Origin of the sequence: Streptomyces bottropensis ATCC 25435, from assembly GCF_000383595.1 — a bacterium.
GTDB classification, from domain to species: Bacteria; Actinomycetota; Actinomycetes; order Streptomycetales; family Streptomycetaceae; genus Streptomyces; species Streptomyces bottropensis.
On record NZ_KB911581.1, the window covers coordinates 205,782 to 222,366 of the forward strand.

Here is a 16,585-nt window from a genome sequence, read left to right on the forward strand (position 1 = left end):
CGTGTCCTGACGCGAGGGCCGTGACGCACCCGTCGTGGCGACGCGGGCTCCTCCTCAGGCGGCGACGACCCCCAGGCTCCCGGGCCTGGGGGTCGTCGTCATGAGAGGGGCCGCGCGGGGCGTCAGGCCTTGGCCGCCCCGGCGATCTCCGTCCGCTCCTCGGCGGGGCCCTCGCCGGCCGGGGCGAGGGCGGCCGGGCGGCGCTTCGGGATGAAGGACGCGAGGACGAAGGCGAGGAGGGCGGCGCCGGCGCCGATGGCCATGACGACCTTGAAGCCGTTCTCCGAGGGCAGGGCGTAACCGCCGAAGTCGGTGGTCATCTGGGCGAGGATGACGCCGGCGAGGGCGCCGGCGAACGAGGTGCCGAGGGAGCGCATCAGCGTGTTGAGGCTGTTGGCGGCGGCCGTCTCGGACTCCGGCACGGCACCCATGATCAGTGCGGGCATCGCGCCGTAGGTGAAGCCGATACCGCCGCCGATGACGCAGGACACCAGGACGAGGTGCCAGACCTCGCTCATCAGGACGATGTTCAGCCCGTACCCGGCGGCGACGATCAGCGCGCCGGCCATCAGCGTCACCTTCGGCCCCTTGGCCTTGGTGAGCCCGGCGGACACGGCGGACATGGCCATCATCACCAGACCCTGCGGGGCCAGCACCAGGCCGACGGTCATCATGGACCTGCCGAGGCCGTAGCCGGTCTGCTCGGGCAGCTGGAGGAGCTGCGGCAGGACCAGCGACATGGCGAACATCGAGAAGCCGAGCGCGACCGAGGCCAGGTTGGTGAACAGCACCTGCGGCCGGGCGGTGGTCCGCAGATCGACCAGCGGCTGCCTGGCCTTCAGCTCGTAGAGGCCCCAGGAGGCGAGGACGACGACCGCGGCGGCGAACAGTCCCAGCGTCGTGCCGCTGGTCCAGCCCCAGTCGCCGCCCTTGGAGACGGCCAGCAGCAGCGAGACCAGTCCGGCGGACAGCCCGAGCGACCCGACCAGGTCGAAACGGCCGCCGGTGCGCACCGTCGACTCCGGTACGACCAGCAGGACCAGCAGGAAGGACACGGCGCCCAGCGCGGCGGAGGTCCAGAAGAGCAGGTGCCAGTCCCAGTTGTCCGCGATGAACGCGGCGGCGGGCAGACCGAGCGCGCCGCCGACGCCCAGCGAGGCGCTCATCAGCGCGGTCGACCCGGCGAGGCGCTCGGCGGGCAGGACGTCCCGCATGACGCTGATGCCGAGCGGGATGACGGCGGCCGCCAGCCCCTGCAGACCCCGGCCGATGATCATCGGGACGAGCGAGTCGGCCAGCGCGCAGACCACGGAGCCGGACACCAGCAGCACGATGCTGAGCAGCAGCATCCGCCGCTTGCCGAACATGTCGCCGAGCCGTCCGACGACGGGCGTCGCCACGGCCGCCGCGAGCAGGGTCGCCGTCACCGCCCACGCGGTGTCCGACGCGGGAGCGTCCAGCAGCTTCGGCAGCTCCGGCACGATCGGGATGACCAGTGTCTGCATCAGCGCGACGACGATCCCGGCCAGCGCCAGCACCGCCACCACGGCGTTCGGCCGCGGCGGGAGGCCGGCCCCCGCGGCGGCGGGTCGGGCAGGGGTGTGGGACATGGCGGAGCCTCCGTCAGGAGCGAGGGGCGGGAGGAGGAAGAGGTCGTCGGACACTCTCCTTGCTTGACTTACTCAACCATAGATAGATTGATTGACTTACGCAAGTTAAATGTGGGTCGGCCGGCCCGGCGGGAACCTCGACCGGCGGAGACCCCGGCCGGCGAGCAGAGGCGGCTCGGCCGGCCGGGGAAGAGGCGGCCGAGCCGCCGGGGAAGGGGTCAGCCGATCGGGACCGCCCGGCCCGTGACCCGCGTGCGGGGGTCCTCGGGGGGCACGTCGACGCGCAGGTCGCTCGGGCGGCCCATGTCCTCGCCCTGGCGGATGGTGACCGTGGCCGGGGCTGTGACCAGGCCGAGGGCGCGGAGGTAGCCGCCGAAGGCAGCCGCAGCCGCACCCGTCGCCGGGTCCTCCACGACACCGCCCACGGGGAACGGGTCCCGGGCGTGGAAGTGGTCCGGCGACTCGCGCCACACCAGGTGCACGGTCGTCCAGGCGTGCCGCCGCATGATCTCCGCGAGGCCGTCGAAGTCGTAGTCCAGGTCCGCGAGGCGGGCGCGCGAGCCGGCGGCCAGGACCAGGTGCTCGACGCCGCCGAAGGCCACGTGCGGCGGGAGCGCCGGGTCGAGGTCGTCGGGGGACCAGCCGAGGGCGTCGAGGGCCGCGTCCAGTTCGGCGGCCGTGGCGGGGCGGGAACGGGCCGGCACGCTGGTCAGGGTGGCGCGGACCGTGCCGTCGGAGTCGTCGAGCGCGGTGGCGACGGGGATCTCGCCCGCCGGGGTGTCCAGGAGGATCTCGCCGGGACCCAGCCGCTCGGCGAGCGCCACGGCCAGGGCGACGGTCGCGTGACCGCAGAAGGCCACCTCGGCGAGCGGGCTGAAGTACCGCACCCGGAAGCGGCGCGCGCTCTCGTCGGCGGCGGTGACGAAGGCCGTCTCCGAGTAGCCCACCTCGGCGGCGACCGCGAGCATCGCCGCGTCGTCGAGCCGGGAGGCGTCGAGCACCACCCCGGCCCGGTTGCCGCCCGCCGGGTCACGGGTGAAGGCGGCGTAGCGCAGGACCTCGGGAGCCGGGTTCTGCGGCGTGGCGTTCTCGGGGCGGGACAGCGGGCTCGTCACGTGCGCGTCGTGGGTCATGGCTCCACGCTGTCACTGTACGACGATCGAGTCCAACGATCGATTTCGATCCGGACGATCGCGAAACCCGATGGGCGGCCTAGGCTGGCGCCGTGGACACCCGACTTCTGCTCACCTTCACCACCCTCGCCCGGACCGGCGGCTTCACCGCCGCCGCCGCCGAACTGCACCTCGCCCAGTCGACGGTCACCGTGCACATCCGCACCCTGGAGAGGGAGTTGGGCACCCGCCTCTTCGACCGGCTTCCCACGGGCACGGTGCTCACCGACGCGGGCCGGCGTCTGCTGGAAGGGGCGGAGGAGATTCTCGACGCCGTGGCGCGACTGCGGGCCGCCGGCCGGGAGGGCGACGGCGTCGTACGGGGGCGGGTGCGGGTCGGCACCCCGGAGTCCCTGTGCGCGACCAGGCTGCCCGGCGTGATCGCGGCCCTGCGCGCCCGCCACCCCGAGGTGGACGTCGACCTGCACGCGGCCGGTACGGCGGAGTGTGTCGAGGGGCTGCGGGCCGGGCGGCTGGATCTGGCGCTGCTGCTGGCGAGCGAGGCCGACTTTCCGGAGGTCACCGCCGAGCCGGTCGCGCACGAACCGCTCGCCCTCGTGTGCGCGCCCCACCACCCGCTCGCGGCACGCACGCGCCCGGCCACCTGGGCGCGGCTGGCGAAGGAGAGCTTCTTCCTGTTGGAGCAGGGCTGTGCGTACAGCGACGCGCTGGAGCGGCGGCTGCTCGCCGTCCCCGGGTCCGGGGCCGGGTCCGGGCCCCGGCTCACCCGGTTCGGCAGCGCGGACGCGGCACGGTCCTGCGCCGCCGCCGGCCTGGGTCTGACGCTGCTGCCGCTGACGACCGTGGAGGACTATCTGGGGCAGGGGCGGCTGACGAGGGTGCGGGGGCCCGTCTTCGCCGATGTCCCCGTACGGCTGGCCCGGCACCGCAGACGCTGGACGGCCCCGGCGACGGAGGCGTTCGCCCGGGAACTGGTACGGCAGTTGGCCGCCTGAGGGCGGCCTCCCGGCGCCGGCGCCGGGGCCGGGAGGCCGCCGGGCGGGTCTCACCGTGATCGACGGGACGGGGGTGGGGGCAGGGCGCTCAGGGCCTCCGGCGAGATGGTGTGGTCGAGGAGGTGGAGGGGGGCCGCGCGGACGCCGGCGGCTTCGGCGGCGGCCCAGTGGGCGAGTGCGCCCGGGAGGTCTACCAGGCCGTGGACGAGGGGTAGTTGCGTACCGGAGGCCGGGTCGGCGAGGTGGGCGTGCAGAAGGGATTCCAGGCGGCAGGAGGCGAGGGTGCCGGGGAGGTGGAGCGCGAGGTGCTGTCGCGCGCGGGCGGTGGCGGCGGTGTGGCCGGTGAGGGCGGCGGCCGGGAGGTCCGGCGACAGGTGGGTCTCGGTGGAGTCCAGGGCCAGCAGACCGCCCCCGACGATCAGGACGTCCCGCCGGCTCCGCATCCGCTCCAGGGCCCGCCCGGTGTCGAAACAGTGCGGGAAGGAGTCGTCCACGACGATCGTGCCGGGGCGCAGCCGGTCGACGTCCACCAGGGTCGTCGGGCCGCCGCCGACCGCCGCGACGACGACGTCGGCCGATGCGTAGAACTCGGCGGGGAGCGTGCGGGAGTCGGCCGACTCGACGACCCGCACGGGCAGCGCGGGGTGGGCGGCCGACAGCTCGGCGGCGAGCCGCCGTAGGCGGGGGGCGCTGCCGGGTACGTCGCAGAGCAGGAGCCGGGCCGGTGGGTGGGGGCTCAGGCTGAGGAGCAGCCGCAGGGACGACGTGCCGATGGAGCCGCAGCCGACGACGGCGAGGGTGAGTCCGGCCAGGTCGCGGCCGGTCGCGGCGAGGGCGGTACGGACCGTGGTGACCACGGCGACGGTCGTGGTGGCGTGGCCGGTGGTGAGGGTGGTGCCGGCCGCCGGGGAGGCTTCGCGCAGGACGTCGTAGCCGTAGCCGGTGAGGGCCGGGATCATGCCGGCCAGGGAGACGCAAGCTGCGCCGAGGGACGCGGCGTGGTCCACGGCGCGCGCGGTGAGGGTGGCCAGGGTGACCGGGTCCCCGGTGGGGAGCGGGCCGGTCAGCTCGTCGGCGAAGAGCGGCAGCGAGACGAAGCCGGATCTGCCGAGAGGCGTGGTGACGCTCTCCAGGAGCCGTGCACGGCCGTCCGGGAAGAGCAGGGCGCGGATCGCCTCACGGCTGGGCGCGGTGTCCGGGGACATCCCGGCGAAGGCGGCCAGGTCGTGCGGGGCGGGGAGGTAGCCGATGAGGGCCGCGTCGAGGGGTGGAGTGGTGGGGGTTGGAGCGGTGAGGGGTGCGGTGGTGGGCGGCGGAGGGGTGAGGGTGGTCCTGTGGTGCGGTGCCTCCTCCATCTGACGCATCAACTCCGTCGTGAATCGCGCTAGTTGTTCAGGTGTGAGCGCGGTCGCCGGGACGCGGGCCGTGAGGCGCAGACCGCCGTCACCGCCGCCGTCACCGCCGTCACCGCCGTCGCCGTTCGGTGCGGGGCGTACGGCGAGGAGGACGTCGGTGCCCACGGGGGGCGGGGCGAGGCTGGTGTCGGTGTCGTCGGGGCGGAGGGTGAGGGGCGCGTCGGGGGGTGCGCCGAGGGCGGTGAAGTCGAGGAAGGTGAAGAAGAACTGGGCGGTCCGGGGGAGGCCCTGGGGCGTCCGGAGATCCAGCGGGCCGGCGGTGCGGGCCGCGAGCGACTCCGTGGCGACGCGGCGGAGGTCCTCCTCGAAGCCGGGAGCGGCGGAGCGGTCGTCGGACGGGAGCGCCGGGCGCAGCGCCACGGCCTCGGCGAACGGTCCGAAGACGCCGTGAGTGTCCCGTGCGGTCTCGTCCCTGCCGGTGACGGCCAGGCCGAGGACCAGGTCGCGGCGGCCGGTGAGGGTGGTGAGGGCGCGGTAGTACGCCGTGAGGACCGGGGCGTGGAGCGTCGTGCCGGCGGACCCGGCGAGGCGGCGCAGCGCGCGGGTGTGTTCGGCGTCGAGGACGAGGGTGCTGGTGTGGAAGGCGGCGGTGGTGCCGTCCTGGTCCTCGTGCGGTGCTCGCAGGGCGGGCGGGGTGTAGGGGGCGAGGTGGCGGGCCCGGTACGCCTTTGCCTCCGGGGTCGCGGGCGGTCGCGGTGCCGCGCGGTGGAGCGCGTGCTCGCGGAAGGTGGAGGGCAGGCACTCCAGGCCGTGGGGGAGGCCGCGTGCGAAACGGCCGTACACGGTGAGGAGTTCGCGGGTGAGGAGGGCCGCGCTGTAGCCGTCGCCGATGAGGTGATGGGCGTGGACGAGGAGCACGTGGTCGTCCGGCGCGACGGTGAGGACCCGCAGACGGAGCAGGGGCCAGGCCCAGGGCTCGAACCGGCGGCGCGCCTCCTCGGCGACCCGTTCCTCCAGCAGACCGGGGCGGGCCAGGATCTCCGTCTCGACGGGAAGCCGTAGCGAGGGCGGGAGTTCCTGCTGCACGGGTGGGCGGGCACCGGCCGGGAAGACCGTGCGGAGCATGGGGTGACGGGCCATGAGCACGTCGACCGAGCGTTGGAGGAGGTCCGGGTCCAGGGTGCCGTGGATACGGAAGCGGGCCAGCCAGGCGGGGTTGGCGCCGGGTGTGTTGGACGCTCCGGGGGTGCCGGACGCGAGGGCGTCGGCGAGGAGGAAGCCCTGTTGGGAAGGGGTGAGGGGGTAGGGGGCGAGGGCGTGTTCGGGCTGACGGCTCTCGGGTGCGTCGGGTGCGTCGGGTGCGTCGGGGGCGGGGGATGCGGCGGCGGCGTCGATGGCCGCCGCCAGGGCGGTCAGGGTGCGGTGGGTGTACACGGCGGTCGGGCGGGGCAGGGCGGGGCGTTCGTGGCGTAGGCGGGAGAACAGCTCCAGCACCGTGATGGAGTCGCCGCCGAGCGCGAAGAAGTCGTCCTCCGCGCCGATCCCGGACTCCGGCGCGTCCAGCAGCTCGGACCAGACGCGCGCCAGCAGGTGCTCGGTCGGGGTCGAGATCGGGGCCGTGGCCGGAGTCGTTGTCGTGGTCGGGGGAGCCGTGCGCGGTGACGCGGCCGAGGTGTGCGGGAGGTCCGTGGCCGCCGGACCGGGTGGAGCCAGGCGGTTGCGGTCGATCTTGCCCGTGCCGGTCAGGGGGAGGGCCGGGAGGAGGTGGACGCGGGCGGGGAGCATGTACGGAGGGAGGGTGCGGGACAGGAAGGCCCGCACCTCGCGGGGGTCGAGGACGGGTGCGCCCGTCCTGGGCTCGACGTACGCCTCCAGCCGTTCGTCGCGCAGCAGTACGGCCGCACGGGCCAGACCCGGGTGGGTGAGCAGGGCGGCCTCGATCTCGCCGAGTTCGACGCGGTGGCCGCGCACCTTGACCTGGTCGTCGAGCCGGCCGAGGAACTCCAGCACCCCGTCGGCCCCACGGCGGACGCGGTCGCCGCTGCGGTACCAGCGGCGGCCGTCCCGTTCGGTGAAGGCGGCGGCCGTGAGGCCGGGATCGCCCAGGTAGCCGGGGGTCAGGCCGGTACCGGCGATGAGCAGTTCGCCGGGCTCGCCCGGGGCGCGTTCGTGTCCGTCCTCGCCGATCACGGCCAGTTCGGTGCCGTCGATCGGGCGGCCGATGGGGAGATGGCGTACGTCGTCGCCGGGGCGGGTGTCGATGATGTGGCAGGTCGCGTTGACGGTGGCCTCGGTGGGGCCGTAGAGGTTGGCGATCCGGGGGGTGTGCGCGGGGCGCGGGTGGTCACCGGCGGGGCCGCCGAGGAGGTCGAACCAGCGGCGGACGTGGGCCGCCGGCAGGGCCTCGCCGCCGACGTGGACCCAGCGCAGGGCGGAGAGGTCGGGGGCCCTGCCGTGCTGCCGGGCGCGCTCCTCGGCGGCGGTCAGCAGGCGTTCCCACAGGGTCGGGACCGAGCTCCACACCGTGATCCGGTCCGCCACGACGCGGTCGAGCAGGGCCTCGGGGTCGCGCAGCAGGTCGCGGGAGAGGGTGTGCACCGTGGCGCCGGCCAGCAGCGGGGCCAGCAACTGCCGTACGGAGGCGTCGAAACAGACCGACGCCGTCTGTGCGAGCCGGTCGCCGGGGCCGTAGCCGAAGGTGGCCAGGGACCAGTCGAGGTAGTTCGTCATCGACCGGTGCGTGATGGGGACGGCCTTGGGGCGGCCCGTCGAGCCGGAGGTGAAGATGACGTACGCGATGGCCTCGGGGGACGGGCACGGGGCGTCGTCCGCCGGGGTGGTGCCGGACGGCGACGGCTCGGGCACCGGGACGGCCGTGACGCCGTCCAGGCCGCCGGCCGCCTCCCGGGTCGCCCGGTCGCGGACCAGGACGCGCACTCCCGTACGGGACAGCTGGTCCCGGTGCCGGGCGGTGGGGTGGGTCGCGTCCAGCGGCACCCAGCCGGCGCCCGCCCGCAGGATGCCGACGACCCCGGTGACCGTGTCCGTGCCGCCCGGTTCGGTGAGGAGCCCGACCAGGTCGCCGGGGCGTACGCCGTGGGCGCGCAGCCGGGCGGCGAGGGCGGCGGAGGCGCTGTCGAGGGCCGCGTAGGTGAGGGTGGTCCCGTCGCCGGTGTCGACGGCGACGGCGTGGGGCGTGGCGCGGAACCGGGCCCGCAGACGGTCCACGATGCCGCCGTCGACCGCTGCGGTCGGGGCGGCGGTGGGGCTCGTGACGGCGGCGCGCAGTTCGGTGACGTACTCGTCGGCGAGGCGCCGTACGGTCTCGGGGCGGAAGAGGGCGGCCGGGTGGTTCCACGACAGGCGCAGGGCGGAGTCGGCCTCCCAGCACAGCAGGCCGAGCCGGGTGGCGGCGGTGGCGGTGGCCGCGGCCGTCGGGGTGACGGTGACCGGCCAGTCGGGGCCGTGGACCACCGGGAAGCGGGCGAAGCTGAAGCCCGCCTCGGCCGCCGTGCGCGGTGCCGGGCCCGTGGTGGGCCGCAGCCCGGACAGCAGCCGGGCGACATCGGTGCTGCTCAGGGTGGCGTGCGCCTCGGCCTCGGCCCAGATCCGCCGCAGCCGGTCGGCGAGCACGGTGACCGGTTCGTCGGGGTCGACGTCTACGAACACCGGCAGGGTGTCGGCCAGGGGCCCCACCAGACGGTCGATGCCGGCGACCGGCAGCTCCCGCCGGGCCCGCGCCACGTTCACCGCGACGGCCCGCCGCCCGCTCCACCGCGCCAGACAGCGCCCGTACACCGCCAGCAGCAGATGGAACAACGAGACCCCGTGCCGGGCGGCGGTCTCGCGCAGCGCGCTGGTCAGTGCCTCGTCGATGCCGGTGCGGTGGTGGGTGAGGGGCGGTGCGGGGGGCGCTTCGGGATCGCCGTCGTAGGGGAGGGCCAGGGAGGGGAGGGCGGGGGCGGGGACGGTGTGCTCGGCCAGGCGGTCGCGCCAGTACCGCTGGTCCTCCGCGTACGCCGGTGACCGGCGTTCGGCGGTGAGGGCGGCGGCGTAGTCGGCGAACTCCACCTCTGGCAGAGGGAGTTGTGCGGGGTCGTCGCCGCGCTCCAGGGCCGTGTAGAGCGACCAGAGTTCCTCGGCGAGCAGCTTCAGGCTGAAGCCGTCGGCGGCGGTGTGGTGGACGACCAGGAGCAGGTGGGCGAGGTGCGCATCGTCCCGGTCGTGGACGAGGACGGCCCGCACCGGGTCCTCCGTCGTCAGGTCGAACGGGCGGTTGCACAGGTCGAGTTCGAGTCGGCGCAGGTCGTGCGGCTCCCTTACCTCGTACCAGCGCGGCGCCGTGTCCACGGGCCCGGCGGGGGCGGCGTACCGGCGGGGGCGCGCGTCGTCCTCCGTCAGCCGCAGGCGCAGCATGGGGTGGCGGGCGGCGAGGTGGGCGAGCGCCCGGCCGAGGAGGGCGGGGTCGAGGGGGCCGCTGACGCTCTGGCGGAGGTAGCCGTAGGCGGTGATGCCCTCGTGGAGGGATTCGGTGGTGTGGAAGGCGAGTTGGAGGGGGGTGAGGGGGTGGGAGGCGTCCTCGGTGACGTTCGGCGCCGGGTGGGACGCAGGAGTGGGTGCCGGTCTCGGGGTGGGTGCCGGGGCGGTGGCGGCCAGGTGGGCGGCCAGTTCGCCGATGGTGCGGTGTTCGAAGAGGAGGGTGGCCGGGAGGGGGCGGCCGAGTTCGCGTTCCAGGCGGCGGGCGAGGTCGACGGCGGTGAGGGAGTCCAGGCCGAGCGTGAGGAACTGTTCGTCGTCGCCGATCTCCTGCGGGGGCCGGTGCAGGGCCTTTGCGAGCAGGCGGCGGATGAGGGGCGCTTCGCGGCTCGGGAGGGGTCGGCCTGGGGTGGCCTCGGGCCCTTCGTGGCTGCTCGCGGCGGTTGCCGCGCCGCTGGAGGGCTCGCGTTCCGTGCGGGGTGCGGGGTCGGCGAGGGGTGCGGGGTCCGCGGTCTCCGGGCCCGTCACCAGGACGTGTGCCGCGTCCAGGCCGGTTGCCGCGCGCAGGCCGGCGAGGGCGGCCCGGACGGTCATGGGGGTGAGCGCGGGCGCCTGGCCGGGTGACCGGCGTCCGGTCCGGGGGCCGGAGCCGCTCGCCAGGCCGGTGTCGGTGACGGGGCCGAGGGCGATGCTCTGCCAGGGGCGCCCGGCGGCTCGTTCGGCGGCGGCGAACGCGTCGAGGAAGGAGTTGGCGGCGGCGTAGTCGCCGAGGGCGCCGGCGAGTCCGGGCCGCACGGCGGAGACGGACGACAGGACGACGCACACGGCGTCCCCCCGGCCGTGCCGCCGCAGTGCCTCGGCGAGGAGGGTCGTGCCGCGCACCTTCGCGGCGCATACGGCCTCGATCTCGTCGTCGGGCTTGGCGCGCAGGCTGCCGGGGCGGGCCGTACCCGCCGCGTGGAACACCGCGTCCAGGGACGGCAGTCCGGCGATGAGGCCGTCCACGGCGGCAGCGTCGGTGACGTCGGCGGCCTGGTAGCGGGCGTGGGCGCCTAGGGCGCGCAGATCGGTGAGCAGGTCCTGGGGCGGGGTGGCCGTGCGGCCGGTGAGGACGAGGATGGGGGCGCCGCGTTCCGCCAGGTCACGCGCGAGCGCGGAGCCGAGGCCGCCGGCGCCGCCGGTGATCAGGTAGGTGCCGTTCGGGGGGAGTGGCGTGGGGCGGGCCGAGGTGGCGGGCGCGACGGCCGTACGGACGAGCCGGCGGCCGCCCCGTACGGCGACGGTGCCGCCCGCGCCGGGGACGGCAGCGGCAGTGGCACTCAACTCCTGCTCCAGCGCGGCGAGTTGTGCGTCCAGCGTGTCCTGGGCGGACAGATCGATGCCCAGGGAGGAGAGCCCAGGGTGCTCCTCGGGGAGGGCCAGGGCGAAGCCGTGCAGCAGGGCCTGCGCGGGGCGGGGGCAGGGGCGGTGGGTGGCGTCGCCGGTGCTGTGGGTGCTGTCGGTGGTGGCGGCGGCGGTCGTGTAGGCGTCCTCCGTGATCAGCAGCAGACGGGCCGGGGTCGTGCCGAGCGAGGCCAGCACCTCGCGCAGGGCGGAGACGGCGGTGCCGGTCTCCGCCGCCGCCGGACCCGTGGTGGCGGCGAACCACAGCACGGCCTCCGGAGCGGCGGCCGCCCCCTCGGTCCGCCCCGGTTCCAGCACGGTCACTCCGCGCCCGGTGAGCCGGTCGGCGAGGGCCCGGCGGAGGGTGGTGTCGGCGCCGGTCAGACGGACGACACGGGGCGTGGGGCCGGGAGCGGCGGTGAGCGGGGCGTCGTCCCAGAGGAGGGGTCGGGGGGTGGGTACGGCGGCGGGGGAGGGGAGCGCGGGGGGCGTCGCACGAGAGGGCGTCGTACGGATCGCCGTACCGGGCTCGGGTGCCACGTCGAGGCGCTGCGGCCAGTGGTGGCCGCGCTGGAAGGGGTACGTGGGGACGGGCACCCGTCGCCGGGCCACGCGTCGCGCGGGAGACGCGGGAGACGCCGGGTCCAGCGGGGTCCCACGGGTCCAGAGCCGGCCGACCGTGGCGAGCAACGCCGCTGCCCCTGCCCCCGCCTCCGCCGTGGCGGGCAGTGCGGGCAGGACCGTCACGTCGGAGGGCGTGGCACCGGGCCGGGTGGCGGCGGTCGCGCGGATCGGGGTGGTGAGGGAGGCGCCGGGACCCAGTTCGACGAACGTGTCGTAGCCCTCGTCGAGGAGCCGGGCGACGGCGTCGCCGAAGCGGACGGGAAGGATCGCGTGCTCGCGCCAGTAGCCGGTGTCGGTGTCGGTGTCGGTGCCGGTGCCGGTGCCGGAGCCGGTGCCGGAGCCGAGGCCGAGGTCGGGGTCCCACCGGCCGGTGACCGTGCTCAGCATCGGAACGGTGGCCGGGTGGACGGTCAGGGCCTTCGCCGCGTGGTGGAGCGGGTCGAGCACGGGGCGCAGCAGCGGTGAGTGGAAGGCGTGCGAGACGCGCAGGCGGCGGGCGGCCACGCCCCGGGCGGTGAGGGCCGCGATCGCCCGCTCGACGGCGTCCGTCGCGCCCGCCAGCACCACCTGCGTCGGCGAGTTGACGGCGGCGACACAGAGCGCGCCGACGGACCCGGACCCGGACCCGGACCCGGACCCGGACCCGGACCCGGACTTGGACCCGGACTCGGCGAGCACGGCGGCGACGGTCTCCTCGTCGCCCCGCACGGCCGCCATGGCACCCGGCGCGGCGAGCCGGCCCATGAGACGCCCGCGTTCGGTGGCGAAGCCCACCGCCTCGGCCGGTGACAGGGCCCCGGCGACGCACGCGGCGGTGATCTCGCCGACGCTGTGCCCCACGACCGCGTCCGGCGTCACACCCCACGCGGCCAGCTGCCCGGCCAGCGCCACCCCGAAGGCGACCAGCAGCGGCTGCGTCACCTCCGTACGGGCCAGGTCGACGGGGTCGGCGTCCTCGTCCAGACACCAGGCGGCCAGGCTTCGGCCGAGCACCGGCCCGGTGAGCGACGAGACCTCGTCCAGGACGTCCCGGAACACGGGCGCCGAGCGATACAACTCCCTCCCCAGGCCCGCCCGTTGAGCACCCTGACCCGGCAGGACGAACACCGTGCGGGGCCGGCCCCGCACGGGCTCCACCGCCCCGGCCGCCCCGGCCACCCCGGCCGCTTCGAGCCGCTCCGCGAGGTCACCGTCCTCCGCCACCACGGCCAGCCGGTACGGCCCCTCGTCCCGGGCCGTGTTGACGCTCGCGCACACGTCGCCCTCGTCGAGTTCCGGGTGTGCCCGCAGATGCGCGGCCAACTCGGCGGCGGCGACGCGCAGTCCGGCGGCGGAACGCGCGGAGAGGGTCAGCAGACGCGGGCCGTCGGCGGCCCGGGGCGCCACCGCGGCGGCGGCATCCGCACGCGCCGGCTCCTTCGGCGCCTCCTCCAGCACCGCGTGCGCGTTGGTGCCGCCGAAGCCGAAGGAGTTCACGCCGGCGATCAGCGGGCGGCCCTCCGCGCTCGCGGGCCCGGTCCACTCCTCGTTCTCGGTCACCAGGCGGAAGCCGGGGGCGGCGTCTTCGAGGAAGGGGGCCGGTGGGGTGGAGTGCGGCGAGGGCGGGAGGCGGCGGTGGGAGAGGGCGAGGGCGACCTTGACGAGGGCGGGCATGCCGGCCGCGTTGAGGAGGTGCCCGAGGTTCGCCTTCACCGAGCCGAGCCCGCGCGGGACACCGTCGGCGCGGGGCGGGAACGCCTGGCCGAGCGACCGCGCCTCGACGGGGTCGCCGATCGGCGTACCCGTGCCGTGCGCCTCGACGTACGACACGTCGGCCGGATCGACGCCGCACTCCTCGTACGCCGCCCGGATCACCTCGCGCTGGCCGCGCGGGGCGGGGGCGAGGAGGCCGAGCGAGCGGCCGTCGTTGTTGACCGCCGTCCCGCGTACGAGGGCGAGGACCGGGTCGCCCGCGGCGCGGGCGTCGGCGGGGCGGGCGAGGACGAGCGTGGCGCCGCCCTCGCCGGGGACGAAGCCGTCCGCGTCGGCGGCGAACGCGCGGCAGCGTCCGCTCGGGGACAGCGCGCCCGTCGCTTCGAGAAGGCGGTGGCCGGTCGGGGTCAGGCCCAGGTTGACGCCGCCGACGACGGCGAGGTCGCACTCGCCGGCCAGCAGGCTGCGCCGGGCCAGGTGCAGGGCGACGAGCGCGGAGGAGCAGGCCGTGTCGACGGCCAGGGCGGGGCCGTTCAGGTCCAGCACCTGCGAGACGCGGGCGGCGATCAGGTTGGGCAGGTTGCCCGTGAGGGCGGCCGGGTGGCGGGCGAGGTCCCCGTCGGCGGCCTCGGCCAGGATCTCGCGGTACCCGCTGTCACCGGCCGCCGCGAACACCCCGATGCGGCGGCCTGCCCTGCGGGGCCCGGCGTATCCGGCGCGTTCCAGTGCCTCGTGGGCCAGCTCCAGGAAGATCCGCGCCTGCGGGTCGGTTACCCGTGCCTCCCCGTCGTCCATACCGAAGAAGCCGGCGTCGAAGGCGCCGGGATCGGCGAGGAAGGAGCCCGCGCGGGGCCCGTCCCCCCGCCGCCCCTCGGGCAGGCCGCCACCGACCGTGTCACCACCGCTCGCCAGCAACTCCCAGAAGGCTTCCGGCGTTTCGGCCCCAGGGAACCGGCAGGCCACCGAGAGAACGGCGACAGCCCCGGCCTGATCGGCGTCGGCACGCGCATCGGAGGCGCCCTGGGCCGGGAGCCCGGCGGCCCGTGCCCCGGCGGCGGCCCCCGCGTTCCCCTCCCCCAGCAACCCGAGCACGTGCCCGGCCAGACCCGCCACCGTGTCGTGATCCCGCAGGGCGCCCGGCTCCACCGTCACCGAGAAGACGTCCTCCAGCCCGGCGAGCACGGCCATCGCCCTGAGCGAGGACCCGCCGAGGTCGAAGAACCGCTCCCGCAGCCCCACTTCGGACACGGGAACCTCCAGAACCCCCGCCCACACCCCCCGTACCGCCTCCTGAACCTCCCGCAGCGAACGGGGGACACCCGCGCCCGCCCCGGCCGCCCGGCCCACGACCGTCGCCGCCCCGGCCGCCCGGCCCACCACCGTGTCGGCAGCGTCCGTCACGTCCGCCGGTCTCACCGCCGCGTCCACCGCGTCCGCCCAGCGCGCCTCGGCCTCCGCGTACGCGCCGCCCTCGAAGCGTGCCCGCAGCACTCCCCGGCGCAGTTTCCCGCTGGTGGTCCGGGCGAACGCCCCCGGCGGCAGCGGCAGTACCCGTACGTCGTCATGGCCGAGGGCCTCGCGCAGCCGGCCGGCCGCGGCGCGGAGCACCGGGCCGGCGGTGGAGGGGACGGGCCGGGCCCACTGCACGAAGGCGGCGACCCGCTCCCCGCCGCCGCCGGGATCGGTGGACCCCACGACGGCCACGGCCCCCGGCGGCAGCCCGGGTGTCGCGGCCACCGTCTCCTCCAGGTCGGACGCGTGGAACGTACGGCCGTTGACGAACACCACGTCCTTGTGGCGCCCGGTGACGGACAGCCGCCCGCCCCGCAGGAAGCCGAGGTCCCCGGTGCGCAGCCAGCCGTCGGCCCCGAACGCCTCCGCGCTCGCCCCGGGCGCCCGGTGGTACCCGCGCCCCACCTGCGGCCCCCGCACCTCCACATGCCCGACCCGCAGTTCACCCAGCGGGCCCCCGGACCCACCCGTGATCCGTACCTCGCACCCCGGAACCGGCCGCCCCAGATCCATCAACTCCACCGCGTGCGGGCCGTGTTCGGTCTCCACCACCCGGCCGCGACCGAGCGCGGCCCGGTCCAGCACCAGCGGCGTCGCGGTCTCGCCGAGCGGCGGTACGGTCACCGCGAGGGTCGCCTCGGCCAGGCCGTACACCGGCAGCGCGGCGCGCGGGTCCAGCCCGGCCGGAGCCGTCCGGGCGGTGAACTCCCGCCAGACGCGCGGCGCGATGGGCTCGGCGCCGACGAGCAGCAGACGGACACAGCCGAGGTCGAGGCCACTGAGCGCGGTGGCCGGCACACGGCGTACCGCGAGGGCGAGGGCGAAGTTCGCGGCCGACAGAAGCGTCGCGCGGTGGCGGTCGACGGCCTCGAACCACAGGGCGGGCCGCTTCGCGAAGGACAGCGGCTCGATCCGTATCTGCTTCAGGCGCGCGGCCAGGGGGACGAGGTGCGTACCGATGAGACCCATGTCGTGGAAGTACGGCATCCAGGTCGCGAGCACGTCGTCCGGGGTGATCGCCATCGCGGCGCGGATCTGCCGGAGGTTGGCGAGGACGCCGGCGTGGGTCAGCTCCACGCCCTTCGGGGCGCCGGTGCTGCCGGAGGAGAACTGGAGGAAGGCGACATCGTGCGGGGCCGGCCGGGGGAGGTGGCGCGGCGGACGGCCGCGGCGGAGTGCGTCGAGCCGCAACACGGTGAGGGGAAGCGGGAGTCGGCCGCCGGGCTCACCGCTTGCGTCGCCCATCGCGGTCACGACGGCGGCCGTGGTCTCGTCCACCACCACGGGCGGCCTGCCGAGGAGTTCCCACACCGGACCGATCCGGCGCGGCTCGGGGGCGAGGGGCACGGGTACGGCCCCCGCCGCCAGCGCCCCCCAGAACATCGGCAGGAAGGCGTCGCCCCGGTCGGCGACCAGTGGCAGGGGGGTGCCGGGCGTCACGCCCGCCGCCCGCAGCCCGCCCGCCACGCGCAGGGCGTCGTCGTGGAGTTCGGCGAAGGTGACCGTGTGCTCGCCGCCGTCCCCCCGGACGTGGACGACGGTCTGGCCGGGGGTCTCCCGCGCGGCTCCGACCAGCACGTCCAGCAGCGTCGACGCGGCTCTGCCGTTCACATCTTCGTTCGATCTCTCCACCGTCCGGACCCTACAAGTCGACCCGTACGGAGCAACGTCGCAGCCAGGCGTCCGCGTGTCCGCGCCGCCGGGTGAGCGGTGCTGACCGCCCCGGCCGGCGATCCGCATCCGGAGGTGCGGGAGGCCGTGGAGGCGGTACGGGAGGAGTAGGCGGCGACGGCCCCGGAGGGCTT

Annotated in this window: 4 protein-coding genes; 1 reads left to right on the forward strand and 3 read right to left on the reverse strand. The window is 76.0% G+C overall.

Annotated elements, in window-relative coordinates; all coding sequences use genetic code 11:
• Positions 1 to 122: 122 nt before the first annotated feature.
• Together STRBO_RS0100925 and STRBO_RS0100930 are read right to left on the reverse strand one after the other, a co-directional pair.
• Entirely contained in the window at positions 123 to 1,610 is a 1,488-nt protein-coding gene (locus STRBO_RS0100925) for an MFS transporter (protein WP_028796404.1), read from the reverse strand.
• 218 nt (positions 1,611 to 1,828) lie between these two features.
• Positions 1,829 to 2,743 (reverse strand): PhzF family phenazine biosynthesis isomerase, encoded by a 915-nt coding sequence (locus tag STRBO_RS0100930; protein WP_005483295.1) that lies wholly within the window; start codon positions 2,741 to 2,743, stop codon positions 1,829 to 1,831.
• Between the two features lie 92 nt (positions 2,744 to 2,835).
• Here STRBO_RS0100930 and STRBO_RS0100935 point away from each other — a divergent pair, with 92 nt between their 5' ends.
• Entirely contained in the window at positions 2,836 to 3,738 is a 903-nt protein-coding gene (locus STRBO_RS0100935) for a LysR family transcriptional regulator (protein ID WP_005483296.1), read from the forward strand.
• A 50-nt stretch (positions 3,739 to 3,788) separates the two neighbouring features.
• Here the strand turns inward: STRBO_RS0100935 and STRBO_RS0100940 are convergent, their stop codons facing one another.
• A complete protein-coding gene (locus STRBO_RS0100940; protein WP_245170564.1) occupies positions 3,789 to 16,412 on the reverse strand; it encodes a non-ribosomal peptide synthetase/type I polyketide synthase in 12,624 nt (4,207 codons plus the stop codon).
• Between the last annotated feature and the right edge of the window lie 173 nt (positions 16,413 to 16,585).